The following is a 13,968-nucleotide window of genomic DNA, read 5'->3' as shown; positions in this document are numbered from 1 at the left end:
GGGGGGCGGTAGAGATACTCGCGGTAGGGCATGCGGTGGGGGAGGGGGGGGGGGGGGAGGGGGGGGGGGGGGGGGGGGGGGGGGGGGGGGGGGCGGGGGGGGGGGGGGGGAACCCCCCCCCCCCCCCCACCCCGGAGGCCTTTCCCCCCGTGGGCCCTCAGGCCGCTCGCGGCACCGTCGGCAGGGGGTCCGCGAGGTGCAGCGGACCCGCGGCGCCCAGGTCGGAGACGATCGCCGCCGCCGCCCGGTGGGCCGAGTGCAGCGCCCCCTGCACCGTGCTGGTGTCGCGGTGGTCGCCGCAGACGTACAGGCCGGCCAGGAGGCGTACGGGGCGCCGCAGGTCGTGCGGCGGGCACATCGCGGGGACGGCCTCGGGCGTGTGGTGGACGGCGAGGGTCTCCCAGCGTGCGGTGGAGGTGCCGTAGAGGCGGGCGAGGTGCATGCGGACCGCGGTGTCGATGCCGGGCGGGGGCGGGCCGAGGACCGTGGAGGAGATCAGCGCGCGGCCCGCGGGCGCACGGGTCGGGTCGACCTGGCTGACCACCGCCGTGTGCGCGACCGGACCGCCGCGGTCGGCGTCGAGGAGCAGCGCGGCACCGGTCGCCGGCGGCTCGTCCGTGGTGTGGTGCAGGACCGTCACCGGGTGGAAGTCGGGCACCCGCAGTCCGGGCAGCAGTTCGGCGGCGGTGCGCGCGTCGGTGGCCACCAGGACCGCGCGGCAGCGGAACTCGCCGTGCTCGGCGGTGGTCACCGAGGTCGTGGACACGGAGGTGACACGCACCCCCGTGTGCACCGTCCCCGGCGGCAGGGTCCGCGCGAGCAGGTCCGGCAGCGCCTCGGCCCCGCCCTCCGGCAGACACAGCCGTCCGGCCGCGAAAGCGCGCAGCGCGAGGTCGGCGCACCGGCTGGAGGTGGTCAGGTCCGGGTCGCAGAGCAGGGCGGCGAGCAGCGGCCGCAGGAAGCCGTCGATCGTGCGGGCGGGCAGCCCGCGGGCGGCGAGGGCCTCGGCGGCCGGTGCCTCCGGGCGGCGCAGCAGCCGCTCGGCGGGCGTCGCCGCGAGCCGGGTGAGCGCGGCACCGAGCCGCGCCTGGTCCACGGCGGTGCCCAGCGGAGCGCCCGCGCGGCCCCTGGGCGGTGCCGCCACCGCCCGGGGCACGCCGCCAGGACGCGGCCGGGGCAGCGCCCCCGGCCTGGGAGCGTTCGCCAGGGCGCGTACGGCGTGGAGTGCGCCCCTTGCGCCCCCCGCGCCTGCTTGAGCGCCCGCGCGGTGGTGGCGCCCGTCGCTGTGCAGCAGGACCCCGGGGGCGAAGGGCCGCAGGCCCAGCGCGCCCAGCCCCGGGGTGCGGGCCAGTTCGGGACAGGCCGTGGACAGCAGTTGTCCGATGCGGTCGAGCCGAAAGCCGTCGACCTTCTCGGTCGCCATGCGACCGCCGACACACGGCGCGGCCTCCAGGACCGCGGTCGTCACTCCTGCGCTGGCCAGCCGGTGGGCGGCGGCTAGTCCGGCGACCCCGGCCCCCACCACGACGACGTCTGCCTGGTACGCGGGCTCAAGCACGTGCCCCTCCTCGAGGTTTGCGCAGCCGGTGGAGACGTGATGCCCCCAACAGCCCTCCGGGATACCCGAGTTCGGATCGAGCGTAGGGGCGGCAGCGGTCGGGAACAGTCGCGCATGGACAGGGCACGGTCGCACGGCGGTCGCATACAGTCCCGACGGGGCGTCAGGCGGCTCGGACGGCGTCCTCGATCCCGGGAAACGCAAAGGTGAACCCCGACTCCAGCAGCCGCTTCGGCACCACCCGCGCACTGCCCAGCACGTCCCCGGCCATCTCGCCCAGCACCATCCGCAGCACCGGCGCCGGCACCGGGAACAGCGTCGGCCGGCGCAGCACCCGCCCCATCACCGCGGTGATCTCACGGTTCGTCACCGCCTCGGGCGCCGTCAGGTTGAACGGCCCCGACAGGTCGTCACGGTCCAGCAGATGCCGGATCGCCGCCACCTCGTCGTGCAACGCGATGAACGACCAGTACTGCCGTCCGTCGCCCATCCGCCCCCCGAGCCCCGCCCGGAACAACGGGAACAGCCGCCCCCAGGCCCCGCCGCCGCGCGCGACGACCAGCCCCGTCCGGGTGAACACCGTGCGCACCCCGGCCTGCTCCGCCGGCCGCGCCGCCGCCTCCCACTCCACGCACAGCTCGGGCAGGAACCCCCGCGCGGCCGGAGCGCTCTCGTCGACGACCCGCTCGCCGGTCTCGCCGTAGATGCCGATCGCGCTGCCGTTGACGAACACCCGCGGCCGTGCGTCGAGGCCGGCCACCGCCCGGGCGAGCGCCGCCGTCCCGTGCACCCGGCTGTCGTGGATCCGCTTCCGGTACGCGTCGGTCCAGCGCCGGTCGCCCACCCCGGCGCCCGCCACGTTCACCACGGCGTCGCATCCGGCGAGCCCCGCCGCGTCCACGTGCCCCCGCTCGGGATCCCAGTGCACCTCGTCCGCGCCCCGGGGCGCACGGCGCACCAGACGGACCACCTCGTGCCCGTCCGCGGTCAGGGACCGCACCAGGGCACTGCCGATCAGACCGGAAGCGCCGGCCACTGCGACTCGTGTCTGTTCCATGAGGTCATCCTGCCCCGTGCCCCGTAAGGGGTCCTCGCACTGCGCCCGCCCGGGCCGCGCGGCCCGGTACCGCACCTCGCCGCGTTGCCGGAAAGCCCTGGCAGCACGGCTACGAGGACTCTCCGGCGCCTTGCGCTGCACGGCACCGGACCACGGGCCTGATCAGGCGCTCACAGTGCGAGGACCCCTGAGAGCCCCCGACAAAAGGAGAGCCCGGCTCGCGACGGAGCTCACAATCCCCGGCCGGCACCCGGTGCACCGGTCATAGGGTGACGCCCATGTCCGATCCCCACACACCGCGCATACGCACCGCCCGGCCCGACGACGACGAGACGCTCACCCTGATCGACCGCCTGACCTGGTCCCCGCTGCACGCGGTCATGCCCGAGCCGCAGCCGCCCTACGCCCCCTTCTTCAGCGACCGCCACGCCGTCGAGGACACCCTGGTCGCCGAGGTCGACGGCCGCGTCGTCGGCTACGTGCGCCTCGGCCTTCCCACCCCGCTCGCCGTCAACGCCCACGTCCGCCAGATCCAGGGCCTCGCCGTCGCCGACGAGGCGCGCGGCCGGGGCGTGGGGCGCGCGCTGATCCGGGCGGCCGCCGCGGAGGCCCGCCGGCGCGGAGCCCGCCGCATCACCCTGCGTGTCCTCGGCCACAACACGCCCGCCCGGAAGCTGTACGAGTCGGAGGGCTTCACGGTGGAGGGCGTCCTGCCGGAGGAGTTCCTGATCGGCGGCCGGTACGTGGACGACGTCTTCATGGGCCGCTCTCTGTGACAACCGTCACGAGGTGACCGGCTCGCCCGTGTCCACCGGCGCCGTCGCCGTCGCGGCGCGCGCCGCGTCCGCCGCGACCTCCGCCGCCGTCAGGACGTACCCAGTCCCGGCGTCCGAGGTGGACCGGGCGAAGACGACCCCGAAGACCCGGCCGTCCGTGGTCAGCAGCGGGCCGCCGGAGTTGCCGGGGCGGACCGTGGAGCGGATCGAGTAGATCTCGCGGGTGACGGTCTCGTCGTTGTAGATGTTCCGGCCGGTCGCCTCCACCCGCTGGGCGACCGTCGCCGCCCGGAGGTCGAGGTCGCCGTCCTGCGGATACCCGGCGACGACCGCGGCGTCCCCGCGCGCCGCCGTGTCGTCGAACCGCAGCACCGGGGCCCTGAGGCCCGGCACGTACAGCACGGCCACGTCCTTGTCCGGGTCGAACAGCACCACCCGCGCCCCGTACGTCCGCCCCACTCCACCGACCCGCACGGTCGGCTCGTCGATCCCGGCGACCACGTGGGCGTTGGTCATCACGTGCTCCGCGGCGTACACGAACCCGCTGCCCTCACGGCCCTGGTCGCCCGCGACGCCCTCGATCTTCACCGTGCTCGCCTCGGCCGCGTTCGTCGCGCTCGCCGTGACGCTGTCGCCGGAGGGCTCGGCGACCTCGGCCGTCGACTCGTTCTCGAACGGGTTGAAGGCCTGCGGGAAGCCGGCCTGGGTGAGCGCGGAGGTCGCGTCGGAGAACCACGCCGGCGTGGTGTCCGGCATCGCGTCCTGCACCGCCCCCAGCAGCCGCGAGTCGCGGATCGCCGAGGTCACCACCGGCGACGAGGAGACGCCCAGCACGCTCGCCGCCACCCACGCGACGATCAGCACCGCCACCCCGTTCGCCACGGCCCCGCCGATGCCGTCGGCCACTCTGAGCGGCCCCCGGTCCAGCTCCCGGCGCAGCCGCAACGCCAGCCGCCCCGCCAGCTCGTGGCCCATCGCCGCCGGGACCAGCACGGTGACCACCGCCGTCACCGTCGCCGTCGTCGTCCCCGCGGTCACCAGGCCCATCACCCACGGCAGCACCCACACGCCCACCGCCGCGCCGCCCACGAACCCGGCGAGCGAGACGCACCCGGCCACCAGGCCGCGCCGGTAGCCGGAGCCGGCGTAGACGAGCACCACCAGCACCAGCAGGATGTCGAGCAGGTCCACGGAGCCGCCTTTCTCTCGGACCCACCAGTACGTGGGGGACGGGCCCGGTGATCAGTCGCGCCGCGCGGCGCGCCCGGAACCGGCCACGCGTGCGTGTACCCCGCAAACGCCCTGGACCGGGACGATGGTTCCACCGGGTGGCACACCACACATCGCGGACGAGGGCGAACGGACCGACAGTGGTGCCATGCGCGCCGCCCGTGCCCTCCCGCCGCCGACGGCCCCGGGCCGTCCGCCGTGGCAGACCGCGGCCGGCGGCCCTCTCGCGCGCGTCCTGCGGGGTTCGCGAGGCTTCCCGCGCCGGCCGGGGAGGGCACGCCGTCCCGGCTGGGGACGGCCCGCCGGAGCGGCCGGTCGCGGGCCGGCCGCCGGTGCAGGGCCGGCCGGGCCGCAGGACCCCCGGGGCCCGCGCGGGCGGCGTCCCGCGCGCGTTCCCGGGCCGGCCCTGGTGGCCCTGGGGTGCCTGCCCGGCCTCGCCGCCGTCCTCGCGCTGGTGCTGTGCGCGAACGGGGTCGAGGACGCCGCCACCGCCGCGCTGGCCGCCGAGACCGCCCACCGCACGGCGCGCCCGCAGTCCGCGCACGTCGCCGCGCGCCCGCGCATCGTGCCGCGCTCGGCCTGGCTGGCCGCTGCCGAGCGCGCGCAGCCGCCCCCGCGCTACGACGACAAGGTCGTCGCGGTCTTCGTGCACCACACCGACTCGCCCAACGGCTACGACTGCGCCGACGCGCCCCGCGTCATCCGCGACCTGTACGCGGGCCAGACCGACGGCCGCGACTGGGACGACATCGGCTACAACTTCCTCGTCGACCGCTGCGGCACCCTCTACGAGGGCCGCGCGGGCGGCGTCGACCGGCCCGTCACCGGCGCGCACACCCAGGGGTTCAACCACCGCACGGTCGGTGTGGCCGCGCTCGGCACGTTCACCGCGGGGGTCGAGGTGCCGCAGGCGATGGTCGAGACGATCGCGGCCCTCGCCGCCTGGAAACTCGGTCCGGCCGGTGTCGACCCCCGCACCACCGTCCGCCTCACCTCCAGCAACAGCCACAGCCGGTACGCCGCCGGCGCCACCGTCGCCCTGCCCGCCCTCGCCGGCCACCAGGACGGCTACATGACGAGCTGCCCCGGCGCGGCCCTCACCGCCCGACTGCCGGAGATCCGCGAGCGGGCCGCCCGCCTCCAGGGCCGGCACCCCCTTCCGTCCGGAACTCTCAGCAGCCGTTCAGGAAGTTCCCATGTCGGCGCCCTACCGTCGGGGACGACACAGGCCGACCGGAGGTGGGGACCATGAACGGCAGTCGTACCGAAGAGACCCGTGGGGCCGACGGCTGGGCCCGCGCCGCCCGCAGCCCCTGGACCGTCGTCTGCGCCGTCGCCGCGGTCGTCCTCGGGCCGGCGGCGACCACCGCGTCCGCCCTGGACCAGGCCGACAGGGCGCCGCTGCACCACGCGGTGAAGGCCGAGCAGCCGCAGGCCCACCTCCCGTCCGACACCACCCGCCGCGCCGCCGCGGCCTGAGGGGTCCTTGCACTGTGCCCGCCCGGGCCGCGCGCCCCGGTACCGCACCTCGCCGCGTGGCCGTAAAGCCCTGGTAGCTCCGCTACAAGGACTCTCCGACGCCGTGCGATGCACGGCACCGGACCCCGCGGCCTGATCAGGCGCTCACAGTGCAAGGACCCCTGAGCGCAACCGCCCCCCGGCGGCCCGCCCTCACTCCTTGAAGCGCTCCCACAGCCGGGGGAACCGCTCCGCGAGCGCCCGCTCGTTCTCGAGGTCGAGCGGCGTCCCGGCGGGCTCCGTCGGCGCCGGCGCGATCCCGAGATCCGGGGCGACGGTCCCGGTGAGCTGCTCGTAGGCCTCGTCGGCCGCGTAGCCCAGCTCCTCGCCGTCGCCGTCGATCTCCTCGTCGAAGTCGTCGAGCAGGTCCGCGAGCGAGTCCGGGTCGTGCACGGCACCCTCGTAGACCTCCCGGCCCTGCCCGATCAGCCAGCACCGGAAGAAGTCGAAGGCGTCGTCGCTCGCCCCGTCCAGCAGCACCCACGCGGCGCCCCACAGATCCCAGGTGTAGGCGCGGTTGTAGCGGGCCTCGAAGTGACGGGCGAAGTCCAGGATCATGTCCGGATCCAGCCGCAGGAGCCGTTCCAGGAGCAGGTCGGCCTGCTCCTCGGGGTCGCCCTCGGCCCCCTCGCGGGTGGCGTCGACCAGCTCCCAGAACTCCGTCTCGTCCATCACGCGTCCCAGCATCCTGCCTGCGGGGGTGGGCCGCACCCGGAGTGCGGACGATTGTTATGGCCCGTACAGCGCCGCCAGCCGCGCCGCGTCCGCGGCGAGACGGCGCCGCAGGGACTCCGGCGAGACCACCTCGGCCTCCGGCCCCAGGGCGGTGAGCTGGGTGTGCGCCACGTCCTCGGACTCGACCCGCAGCACGACCGTCACCCGGCCCCGGGCGTCGGCCCGGCCGGCCCGCGCCAGGGCGTCCCGGGCCGCCACGGGGTCCACGACGTGCGGCAGCCGCCGTACGCCCGTCTCCGACAGCCGCAGCACCACCTCGGCCCGCAGGATGGACCGCGCGAACCGCTCGGCCTGATCCGCCCAGTAACCCGGCAGATCGAACTCCTCGTCCCGCACGAAACGGTCCTCCAGCGCCTCCGCACCGGTGAACCGGTCGATCCGGTACGTCCGGAACGACCCGGTCCCCACCACCCGCGCGCACAGGTACCAGACGCCCGCCTTCAGCACGAGCCCGTACGGCTCCAGCTCCCGGCCGACCTCCCCCTCGCCCCGCCGGTAACGGGCTCGCACCCGCCGGTCGTCCCACACCGCCTCCGCCACCACCGGCAGCAACTCGGGCACCCCCGGCTCCTGGAACCACGCCGGGGCGTCCAGATGGAACCGCTGCGCCGCCGTGCGCGGTGCGTCCCGCAGGGAGGGCAGCAGCGCCGCCGACACCTTCAGCCGGGCCGCCGAGGCCGTGTCCTCCAGGCCCATCTCCCGCAGCGCCCCCGGCACGCCGCTCAGGAACAACGCCTCGGCCTCACCGCGCGCCAGCCCCGTCAGCCGCGTCCGGTACCCGCCGACCAGCCGGTAGCCCCCGGCCCGGCCCCGCTCCGCGTACACCGGCACCCCGGCCTCCGACAGTGCCTGCGCGTCGCGGGTGACCGTGCGCTCCGACACCTCCAGCTCGCCCGCCAGCTCGGCGGCGGTCATGGAGGGCCGGGACTGGAGCAACAGCACCATCTTGATCAGCCGGGCAGCACGCATACGGCCATCATGCCGGGGCCCCGACAACGGGAGGGGCACGGCGAAACCGCCGTGCCCCTCCCGATGACCGGCACACCTCCTACAGGCCGTACCTGTCGCGCGCCTCCTTCACCGCGGCCGCCCTGACCTCGCCGCGCCGGGCGAGCTGGGCGAGGGCCGCGACGACGATCGATCCGGCGTCGACGCCGAAGTGCCGGCGGGCCGCCTCACGGGTGTCCGACAGACCGAAGCCGTCGGCGCCCAGCGAGGACCAGTCCTGCTCGACCCACTGCGCGATCTGGTCCGGGACCTGGCGCATGTAGTCGGAGACCGCGAGGACCGGGCCCTCGGCGCCCTGGAGCGCCTGACGGACGTACGGCACGCGCTCCTCGCCGCGCAGCAGGGCCGCGTCGGCCTCCAGCGCGTCGCGGCGCAGCTCGGTCCAGGAGGTCGCGGACCACACGTCGGCGGCCACGCCCCAGTCCTCGGCGAGCAGCCTCTGCGCGCTCAGCGCCCAGTGGATCGCCGTGCCGGAGCCCAGCAGCTGGATGCGCGGGGCGTTGGCCGGCACGGTCACGCCCGCCGACTCGGCCGTGTTGAAGCGGTACAGGCCCTTGACGATGCCCTCGTCGATGCCCAGCCCGGACGGCTTGGCGGGCTGCGGCAGCGGCTCGTTGTAGACGGTCAGGTAGTAGAAGACGTTCTGGTCCTCGCCCGGGGCCGCCTCGCCGTACATCCGGCGCAGACCGTCCTTGACGATGGCCGCGACCTCGTAGGCGAACGCCGGGTCGTACGTCAGCGCCGCCGGGTTGGTCGCGGCGATGACGGGGGAGTGGCCGTCGGCGTGCTGGAGGCCCTCACCGGTCAGGGTCGTCCGGCCGGCCGTGGCGCCGACCAGGAAGCCGCGGCCGAGCTGGTCGCCGAGCTGCCACATCTGGTCGGCCGTGCGCTGCCAGCCGAACATCGAGTAGAAGATGTAGAACGGGATCATCGCCTCGCCGTGCGTCGCGTACGCGGTGGACGCGGCGATGAAGTCGGCCATCGAACCGGCCTCGGTGATCCCCTCGTTGAGGATCTGGCCGTTGCGGGCCTCCTTGTAGTACATCAGCTGGTCGCGGTCGACCGGCTCGTACGTCTGGCCCTTGGGCGAGTAGATGCCCAGGGAGGGGAAGAGGCTCTCCATGCCGAAGGTGCGCGCCTCGTCCGGCACGATCGGCACCCAGCGCCTGCCCGTCTCCTTGTCGCGGACCAGGTCCTTGATGAGGCGGACGAACGCCATGGTGGTGGCGACGTTCTGGGAGCCGGAGCCCTTGTCGAAGGAGGTGAACGCCTTCTCCGCCGGGGCGGGCAGCGGGGCCAGCGCGTGCGTGCGGCGGGCCGGGGCCGGGCCGCCGAGGGCCGCGCGGCGCTCCTGGAGGTAGCGGACCTCGGGGGAGTCGGCTCCGGGGTGACCGTAGGGGACCACGCCGTCGACGAACTGCGCGTCGGAGATCGGCAGCTCCAGCAGGTCGCGCATCGTCTTGAACTCGTCCACCGTCAGCTTCTTCATCTGGTGGTTGGCGTTCTTCGACGCGAAGCCCTCACCGAGGGTGTGGCCCTTGACCGTCTGGGCCAGGATGACCGTCGGGGCGCCCTTGAACTCGACCGCGGCCTTGTAGGCGGCGTACACCTTGCGCGCCTCGTGGCCGCCGCGGGAGAGGTGGAAACACTCGAGGATCTTGTCGTCGCTCAGCAGCTTCGCCATCTCGACGAGCGCCGGGTCGGCACCGAAGAAGTCCTGGCGGATGTAGGCGGCGTCGCGCGTCTGGTACGTCTGCACCTGGGCGTCGGGCACCTCGCGCAGACGGCGGACGAGCGCACCGGTGGTGTCGAGCCGGAACAGCTCGTCCCAGGCCGAACCCCACAGCGTCTTGACGACGTTCCAGCCGGCGCCGCGGAACTGGGCCTCCAGCTCCTGCACGATCTTGAAGTTCGCGCGGACGGGGCCGTCGAGGCGCTGGAGGTTGCAGTTGATGACGAAGGTGAGGTTGTCCAGCTCCTCGCGGGCGGCGAGCGCGAGGGCCGCCGTCGACTCGGGCTCGTCCATCTCGCCGTCGCCGAGGAACGCCCACACGTGGGAGCTGGAGACGTCCTTGATGCCGCGGTTGGTCAGGTAGCGGTTGAAGCGCGCCTGGTAGATCGCGGAGAGCGGGCCGAGGCCCATCGACACCGTCGGGAACTCCCACAGCCAGGGCAGCCGGCGCGGGTGCGGGTAGGACGGGAGGCCGTTGCCGCCCGTCTCCTGGCGGAAGTTGTCGAGGTGGTGCTCGTTCAGCCGGCCGTCGAGGAACGCGCGGGCGTAGATGCCGGGGGAGGCGTGGCCCTGGATGTAGAGCTGGTCGCCCGAGCCGTCCGCCTCCTTGCCCTGGAAGAAGTGGTTGAAGCCGGTCTCGTAGAGCCAGGCCGCGGAGGCGAAGGTGGCGATGTGGCCGCCGACGCCGTGTTTCGAGCCGCGGGTCACCATGGCGGCCGCGTTCCAGCGGTTCCAGGCGGTGATCCGCGCCTCCATCGCCTCGTCACCCGGTACGGCGGGCTCGGCGGCGGTGGGGATCGTGTTGACGTAGTCCGTCTCGAGCAGCTTGGGCAGCGCGATGCCGTTGCCCTCGGCACGCTCCAGCGTGCGGCGCATCAGGTACGCGGCACGGTGCGGTCCGGCCGCCTGGGCAACCGCGTCCAGGGAGGCCTGCCATTCGGCGGTCTCCTCCGGGTCCCGGTCGGGGAGCTGGTCGAGCGCGCTCGGCTGGATGGCGTGGGGGTCGGTCATGTCGCCGCCTTCCTCAGTCGAAGGGGGTTCCCTCATCGGCAAGGGTTCGGGGGTGCCCTTTGTCTTTGGCAGGACAGGGCGGTGGGGCCGGGGTGCGGTGGCGATGTGGAGCGCCGCCGCGTGGCCCGTCGGTGACTGTAACTCCCTGATCGATGATCGATCAAAGGGTGAACGGGAGAAAATCGGCCGACAGCGGGAAATTGGCATCCGGTGCCGCGAACCCGGGCACGCGGTGCCGGTTTTCCCTGCTCATCTGAGGTGTGCAGGGCTGAGGTGGGCACGCGCCGACACGGCGGGCAGCCTCCGCGGCTCGCCGACATCGTCGGCTCCGCGGTTCGCACGCGTGCGGCACCTCCGCCCGCTCCCCCACTCGTGCGGACGGCCCTCGCCCGGCCGGCCGACGCCGTCCGTGCGGCGAGCCGCGGTCGTGACGGTGCGCGTCTCGGTGCAAGGCTGCGCGTCTGCGGTCGACGCGGCGCGTTCGCGGCGGTCAGGACGGTGCGTCGGCCGCGCGCGGAGCGCAGCCGAGGACGTGCTCCTTGACCAGGCGGCCGATGTCCGGGTCCCGGCGCCGGAACGCCGCGACCAGTTCCTCGTGTTCCTCGGCGTAGGACTGCTGGATGGTGCCCAGCCAGCGGATGGACAGGGTCGTGAAGACCTCGATGCCCAGGCTCTCCCAGGTGTGCAGCAGCACCGAGTTGCCCGCGGCCCGCACCATCTCCCGGTGGAAGCCGACCGTGTGCCGGACCTGGGCCGTGCCGTCGGCGAGACGGTCGGCCTCGTACAGCGCGCTGACGTGCGGTGCGAGCGCCGAGCAGTCCCCCGCCAGCCGCTCGGCCGCCAGCTCGGCCGCGATGGCCTCCAGACCGGCCCGGACGGGGTAGGACTCCTCCAGGTCCGCGGCGGTCAGGTTCCGCACCCGCACGCCCTTGTTCGGCGCCGACTCGATCAGCCGCAGCGACTCCAGCTCGCGCAGCGCCTCCCGCACCGGCGTCTGGCTGACCTCCAGCTCCGTCGCGATGCGCCGCTCCACGATCCGCTCGCCCGGCTTCCAGCGACCGCTGATGATCCCCTCGAGGATGTGCTCGCGGATCTGCTCGCGCAGCGAGTGGACGACGGGCGCGCTCATGAGGGCTCCTTCGGAAGGGGCCCACAGGCCCCCGGGGGCGTTTGACGTCTGGACGTCCTTGCGCTGTGAGCGCCTGATCAGGCCGCGTGGTCCGGTGCCGTGCGTCGCTAGGCGCCGTAGAGCCCTTGTAGCGGAGCTACCAGGGCTTTCCGGCAACGCGGCGAGGTACGGCACCAGGCCGCGCGGCCCAGGCGCGCATAGTGCGAGGACCCCTCAGACAATAAGGCCGCCCGGCCGTCGCGGAGCGGCGCGGAGGCGCGCTGTGCCGCAGGTGAGACGAGACTTACACGCTCCGCGAACACACGGAACCCCCGCCCGGGAACCCAGAGGGCTCCGGACGGGGGCACCGCACGACTTACAGACCGAGCTCGACCTCGAACTCGCCCGCCTCCAGGATCGCCTTGACCGCGGTCAGGTAACGCGCGGCGTCGGCGCCGTCCACCAGACGGTGGTCGTAGGACAGGGTCAGGTACGTCATGTCGCGGACGCCGATGACCGTGCCCTCCTCCGTCTCGATGACGGCCGGACGCTTCACCGTGGCACCGATGCCGAGGATCGCGACCTGGCCCGGCGGCACGATGATCGTGTCGAAGAGCGCACCGCGCGAACCGGTGTTGGAGATGGTGAAGGTCGCGCCGGACAGCTCGTCCGGGGTGATCTTGTTGGCGCGCACCTTGCCCGCCAGGTCCGCCGTGGCCTTGGCGATTCCGGCGATGTTCAGGTCGCCGGCGCCCTTGATGACCGGGGTCATCAGGCCCTTCTCGGAGTCCACCGCGATACCGACGTTCTCGGTGTCGAAGTAGGTGATCGTGCCCTCGGCCTCGTTGATCTTGGCGTTGATGACCGGGTGGGCCTTCAGTGCCTGGGCCGCGGCCTTGACGAAGAACGGCATCGGGGAGAGCTTGACGCCCTCGCGGGCCGCGAACGAGTCCTTCGCCCTGGCGCGCAGCTTCATGAGCCGCGTGACGTCGACCTCGACGACCGACGACAGCTGGGCCTGCTCGTGCAGCGCCTTGACCATGTTGTCGCCGATGACCTTGCGGATGCGCGGCATCTTGACGGTCTGGCCGCGCAGGGGCGAGGCCTCCAGCGCCGGGGCCTTCTTCGCGGCGGCCGGGGCCGCCGCGGCGGGGGCCGGGGCAGCGGCGGCGGCCCGGGCGGCCTCGGCGGCGGCCTCGACGTCCTGCTTGCGGATACGACCGCCGACGCCGGTGCCCTTGACGGACCCCAGGTCGACACCCTTCTCGGCGGCGAGCTTGCGCACCAGCGGGGTGACGTAGGCGCCCTCGTCGGTGGCCTGCGCGGCGGCGGGTGCCGGGGCGGCCGGGGTGACCGGAGCCGGAGCGGCCGGAGCCGGCGCGGGGGCCGGGGCCGCGGGCTGGGCCGGGGCCGGAGCGGCGGCGGCCGGAGCAGCCGGGGCCGGAGCGGGCGCGGCCGGGGCAGCGGGGGCCGGGGCAGCGGGCGCCGGGGCAGCGGGCGCCGGGGCGGCAGCGGCGGGGGCCGGGGCGGCCTCCGGAGCGGCACCCGGGGCGCCGATGACGGCCAGCTTGGCACCGACCTCGGCGGTCTCGTCCTCGCCGACCGTGATCTCGAGCAGCACACCCGAGGTGGGCGCCGGGATCTCGGTGTCGACCTTGTCCGTGGAGACCTCGAGCAGCGGCTCGTCGGCCTCGACGCTGTCGCCGACCGACTTCAGCCAGCGGGTGACGGTGCCCTCGGTGACGGACTCGCCGAGCGCGGGCAGGACGACGTCCGTGCCCTCGGCGGAGCCGCCGCCGGCGGCGGCGTCGGCGGTCGGGGCCGGCGCGGGGGCGGCCTGCTCGGTGGACGGCTGGGCGGCCGGGGCCGGCTCGGGAGCCGGCGGGGCGACCTCCTCGGCGGCCGGGGCCGGGGCGGCAGCGGGGGCACCGGTGCCGTCGTCGATGACGGCCAGCTCGGCGCCGACCTCAACGGTCTCGTCCTCGGCGACCTTGATGGAGGCGAGGATGCCGGCGGCGGGCGAGGGGATCTCGGTGTCGACCTTGTCGGTCGACACCTCCAGCAGCGGCTCGTCGGCCTCGACGCGCTCGCCCTCGGCCTTCAGCCAGCGGGTGACAGTGCCCTCGGTGACGCTCTCGCCGAGCGCCGGAAGGGTTACGGAAACCGCCATGGTTTCGGTTGCTCCTTACGAATTGCGGAAGTCTGTGTCGTCGCTTCGACGTGGTTCGACCGAGG

At 74.4% G+C, this 13,968-nt stretch carries 11 protein-coding genes; 3 read left to right on the top strand and 8 right to left on the bottom strand.

Going from position 1 to position 13,968, the window contains the following annotated elements; genetic code table 11:
- Window positions 1-157: 157 nt before the first annotated feature.
- Together ACZ4YY_RS02270 and ACZ4YY_RS02265 are read right to left on the bottom strand one after the other, a co-directional pair.
- Window positions 158-1,558, bottom strand: coding sequence for an NAD(P)/FAD-dependent oxidoreductase (locus ACZ4YY_RS02270; protein ID WP_468282690.1), 1,401 nt, complete (start codon window positions 1,556-1,558; stop codon window positions 158-160).
- Window positions 1,559-1,721: 163 nt separating this feature from the next.
- The gene (locus ACZ4YY_RS02265; protein WP_468282687.1) at window positions 1,722-2,615 is read right to left on the bottom strand and encodes a TIGR01777 family oxidoreductase; all 894 of its coding nucleotides are present in this window, start codon (window positions 2,613-2,615) and stop codon (window positions 1,722-1,724) included.
- Window positions 2,616-2,893: 278 nt separating this feature from the next.
- Here ACZ4YY_RS02265 and ACZ4YY_RS02260 point away from each other — a divergent pair, with 278 nt between their 5' ends.
- On the top strand, window positions 2,894-3,391 hold the full coding sequence (locus ACZ4YY_RS02260) for a GNAT family N-acetyltransferase (protein ID WP_468282684.1): 498 nt from the start codon (window positions 2,894-2,896) through the stop codon (window positions 3,389-3,391).
- Window positions 3,392-3,397: 6 nt separating this feature from the next.
- On the opposite strand, the gene ACZ4YY_RS02255 is transcribed toward ACZ4YY_RS02260, so the two are convergent.
- Window positions 3,398-4,582 (bottom strand): MarP family serine protease, encoded by a 1,185-nt coding sequence (locus tag ACZ4YY_RS02255; RefSeq protein ID WP_468282681.1) that lies wholly within the window; start codon window positions 4,580-4,582, stop codon window positions 3,398-3,400.
- A 448-nt stretch (window positions 4,583-5,030) separates the two neighbouring features.
- Between ACZ4YY_RS02255 and ACZ4YY_RS02250 the strand changes: the two genes are divergently transcribed.
- Both ACZ4YY_RS02250 and ACZ4YY_RS02245 read left to right on the top strand, forming a co-directional pair.
- Window positions 5,031-5,873, top strand: coding sequence for a peptidoglycan recognition protein family protein (locus tag ACZ4YY_RS02250; protein WP_468282678.1), 843 nt, complete (start codon window positions 5,031-5,033; stop codon window positions 5,871-5,873).
- Window positions 5,870-6,100, top strand: a complete 231-nt coding sequence (locus tag ACZ4YY_RS02245) for a hypothetical protein (RefSeq protein ID WP_468282675.1) — start codon at window positions 5,870-5,872, stop codon at window positions 6,098-6,100. Before ACZ4YY_RS02250 ends, ACZ4YY_RS02245 begins: the two co-directional genes overlap by 4 nt.
- 192 nt (window positions 6,101-6,292) lie before the next feature.
- On the opposite strand, the gene ACZ4YY_RS02240 is transcribed toward ACZ4YY_RS02245, so the two are convergent.
- The 5 genes from ACZ4YY_RS02240 to sucB form a co-directional block, all read right to left on the bottom strand.
- Window positions 6,293-6,811 carry a DUF4240 domain-containing protein gene (locus ACZ4YY_RS02240; RefSeq protein ID WP_468283220.1) on the bottom strand — a complete coding sequence of 173 codons (519 nt, stop codon included), beginning with the start codon at window positions 6,809-6,811 and terminating at the stop codon, window positions 6,293-6,295.
- Window positions 6,812-6,868: 57 nt separating this feature from the next.
- Window positions 6,869-7,843: a helix-turn-helix transcriptional regulator gene (locus tag ACZ4YY_RS02235; protein WP_468282672.1), complete on the bottom strand. Its 975-nt coding sequence runs from the start codon at window positions 7,841-7,843 to the stop codon at window positions 6,869-6,871.
- Between the two features lie 79 nt (window positions 7,844-7,922).
- Window positions 7,923-10,625 carry a pyruvate dehydrogenase (acetyl-transferring), homodimeric type gene (gene aceE / locus ACZ4YY_RS02230; RefSeq protein ID WP_468282668.1) on the bottom strand — a complete coding sequence of 901 codons (2,703 nt, stop codon included), beginning with the start codon at window positions 10,623-10,625 and terminating at the stop codon, window positions 7,923-7,925.
- Between the two features lie 490 nt (window positions 10,626-11,115).
- Window positions 11,116-11,754, bottom strand: coding sequence for a GntR family transcriptional regulator (locus ACZ4YY_RS02225; RefSeq protein ID WP_468282665.1), 639 nt, complete (start codon window positions 11,752-11,754; stop codon window positions 11,116-11,118).
- Between the two features lie 355 nt (window positions 11,755-12,109).
- Window positions 12,110-13,903: a 2-oxoglutarate dehydrogenase, E2 component, dihydrolipoamide succinyltransferase gene (sucB, locus tag ACZ4YY_RS02220; protein WP_468282662.1), complete on the bottom strand. Its 1,794-nt coding sequence runs from the start codon at window positions 13,901-13,903 to the stop codon at window positions 12,110-12,112.
- Between the last annotated feature and the right edge of the window lie 65 nt (window positions 13,904-13,968).

The organism is Streptomyces sp. NPDC030143 (assembly GCF_055573695.1).
The sequence above is the reverse complement of the archived record's forward strand: the minus strand, read 5'-3'. Positions and strand labels throughout refer to the sequence as shown.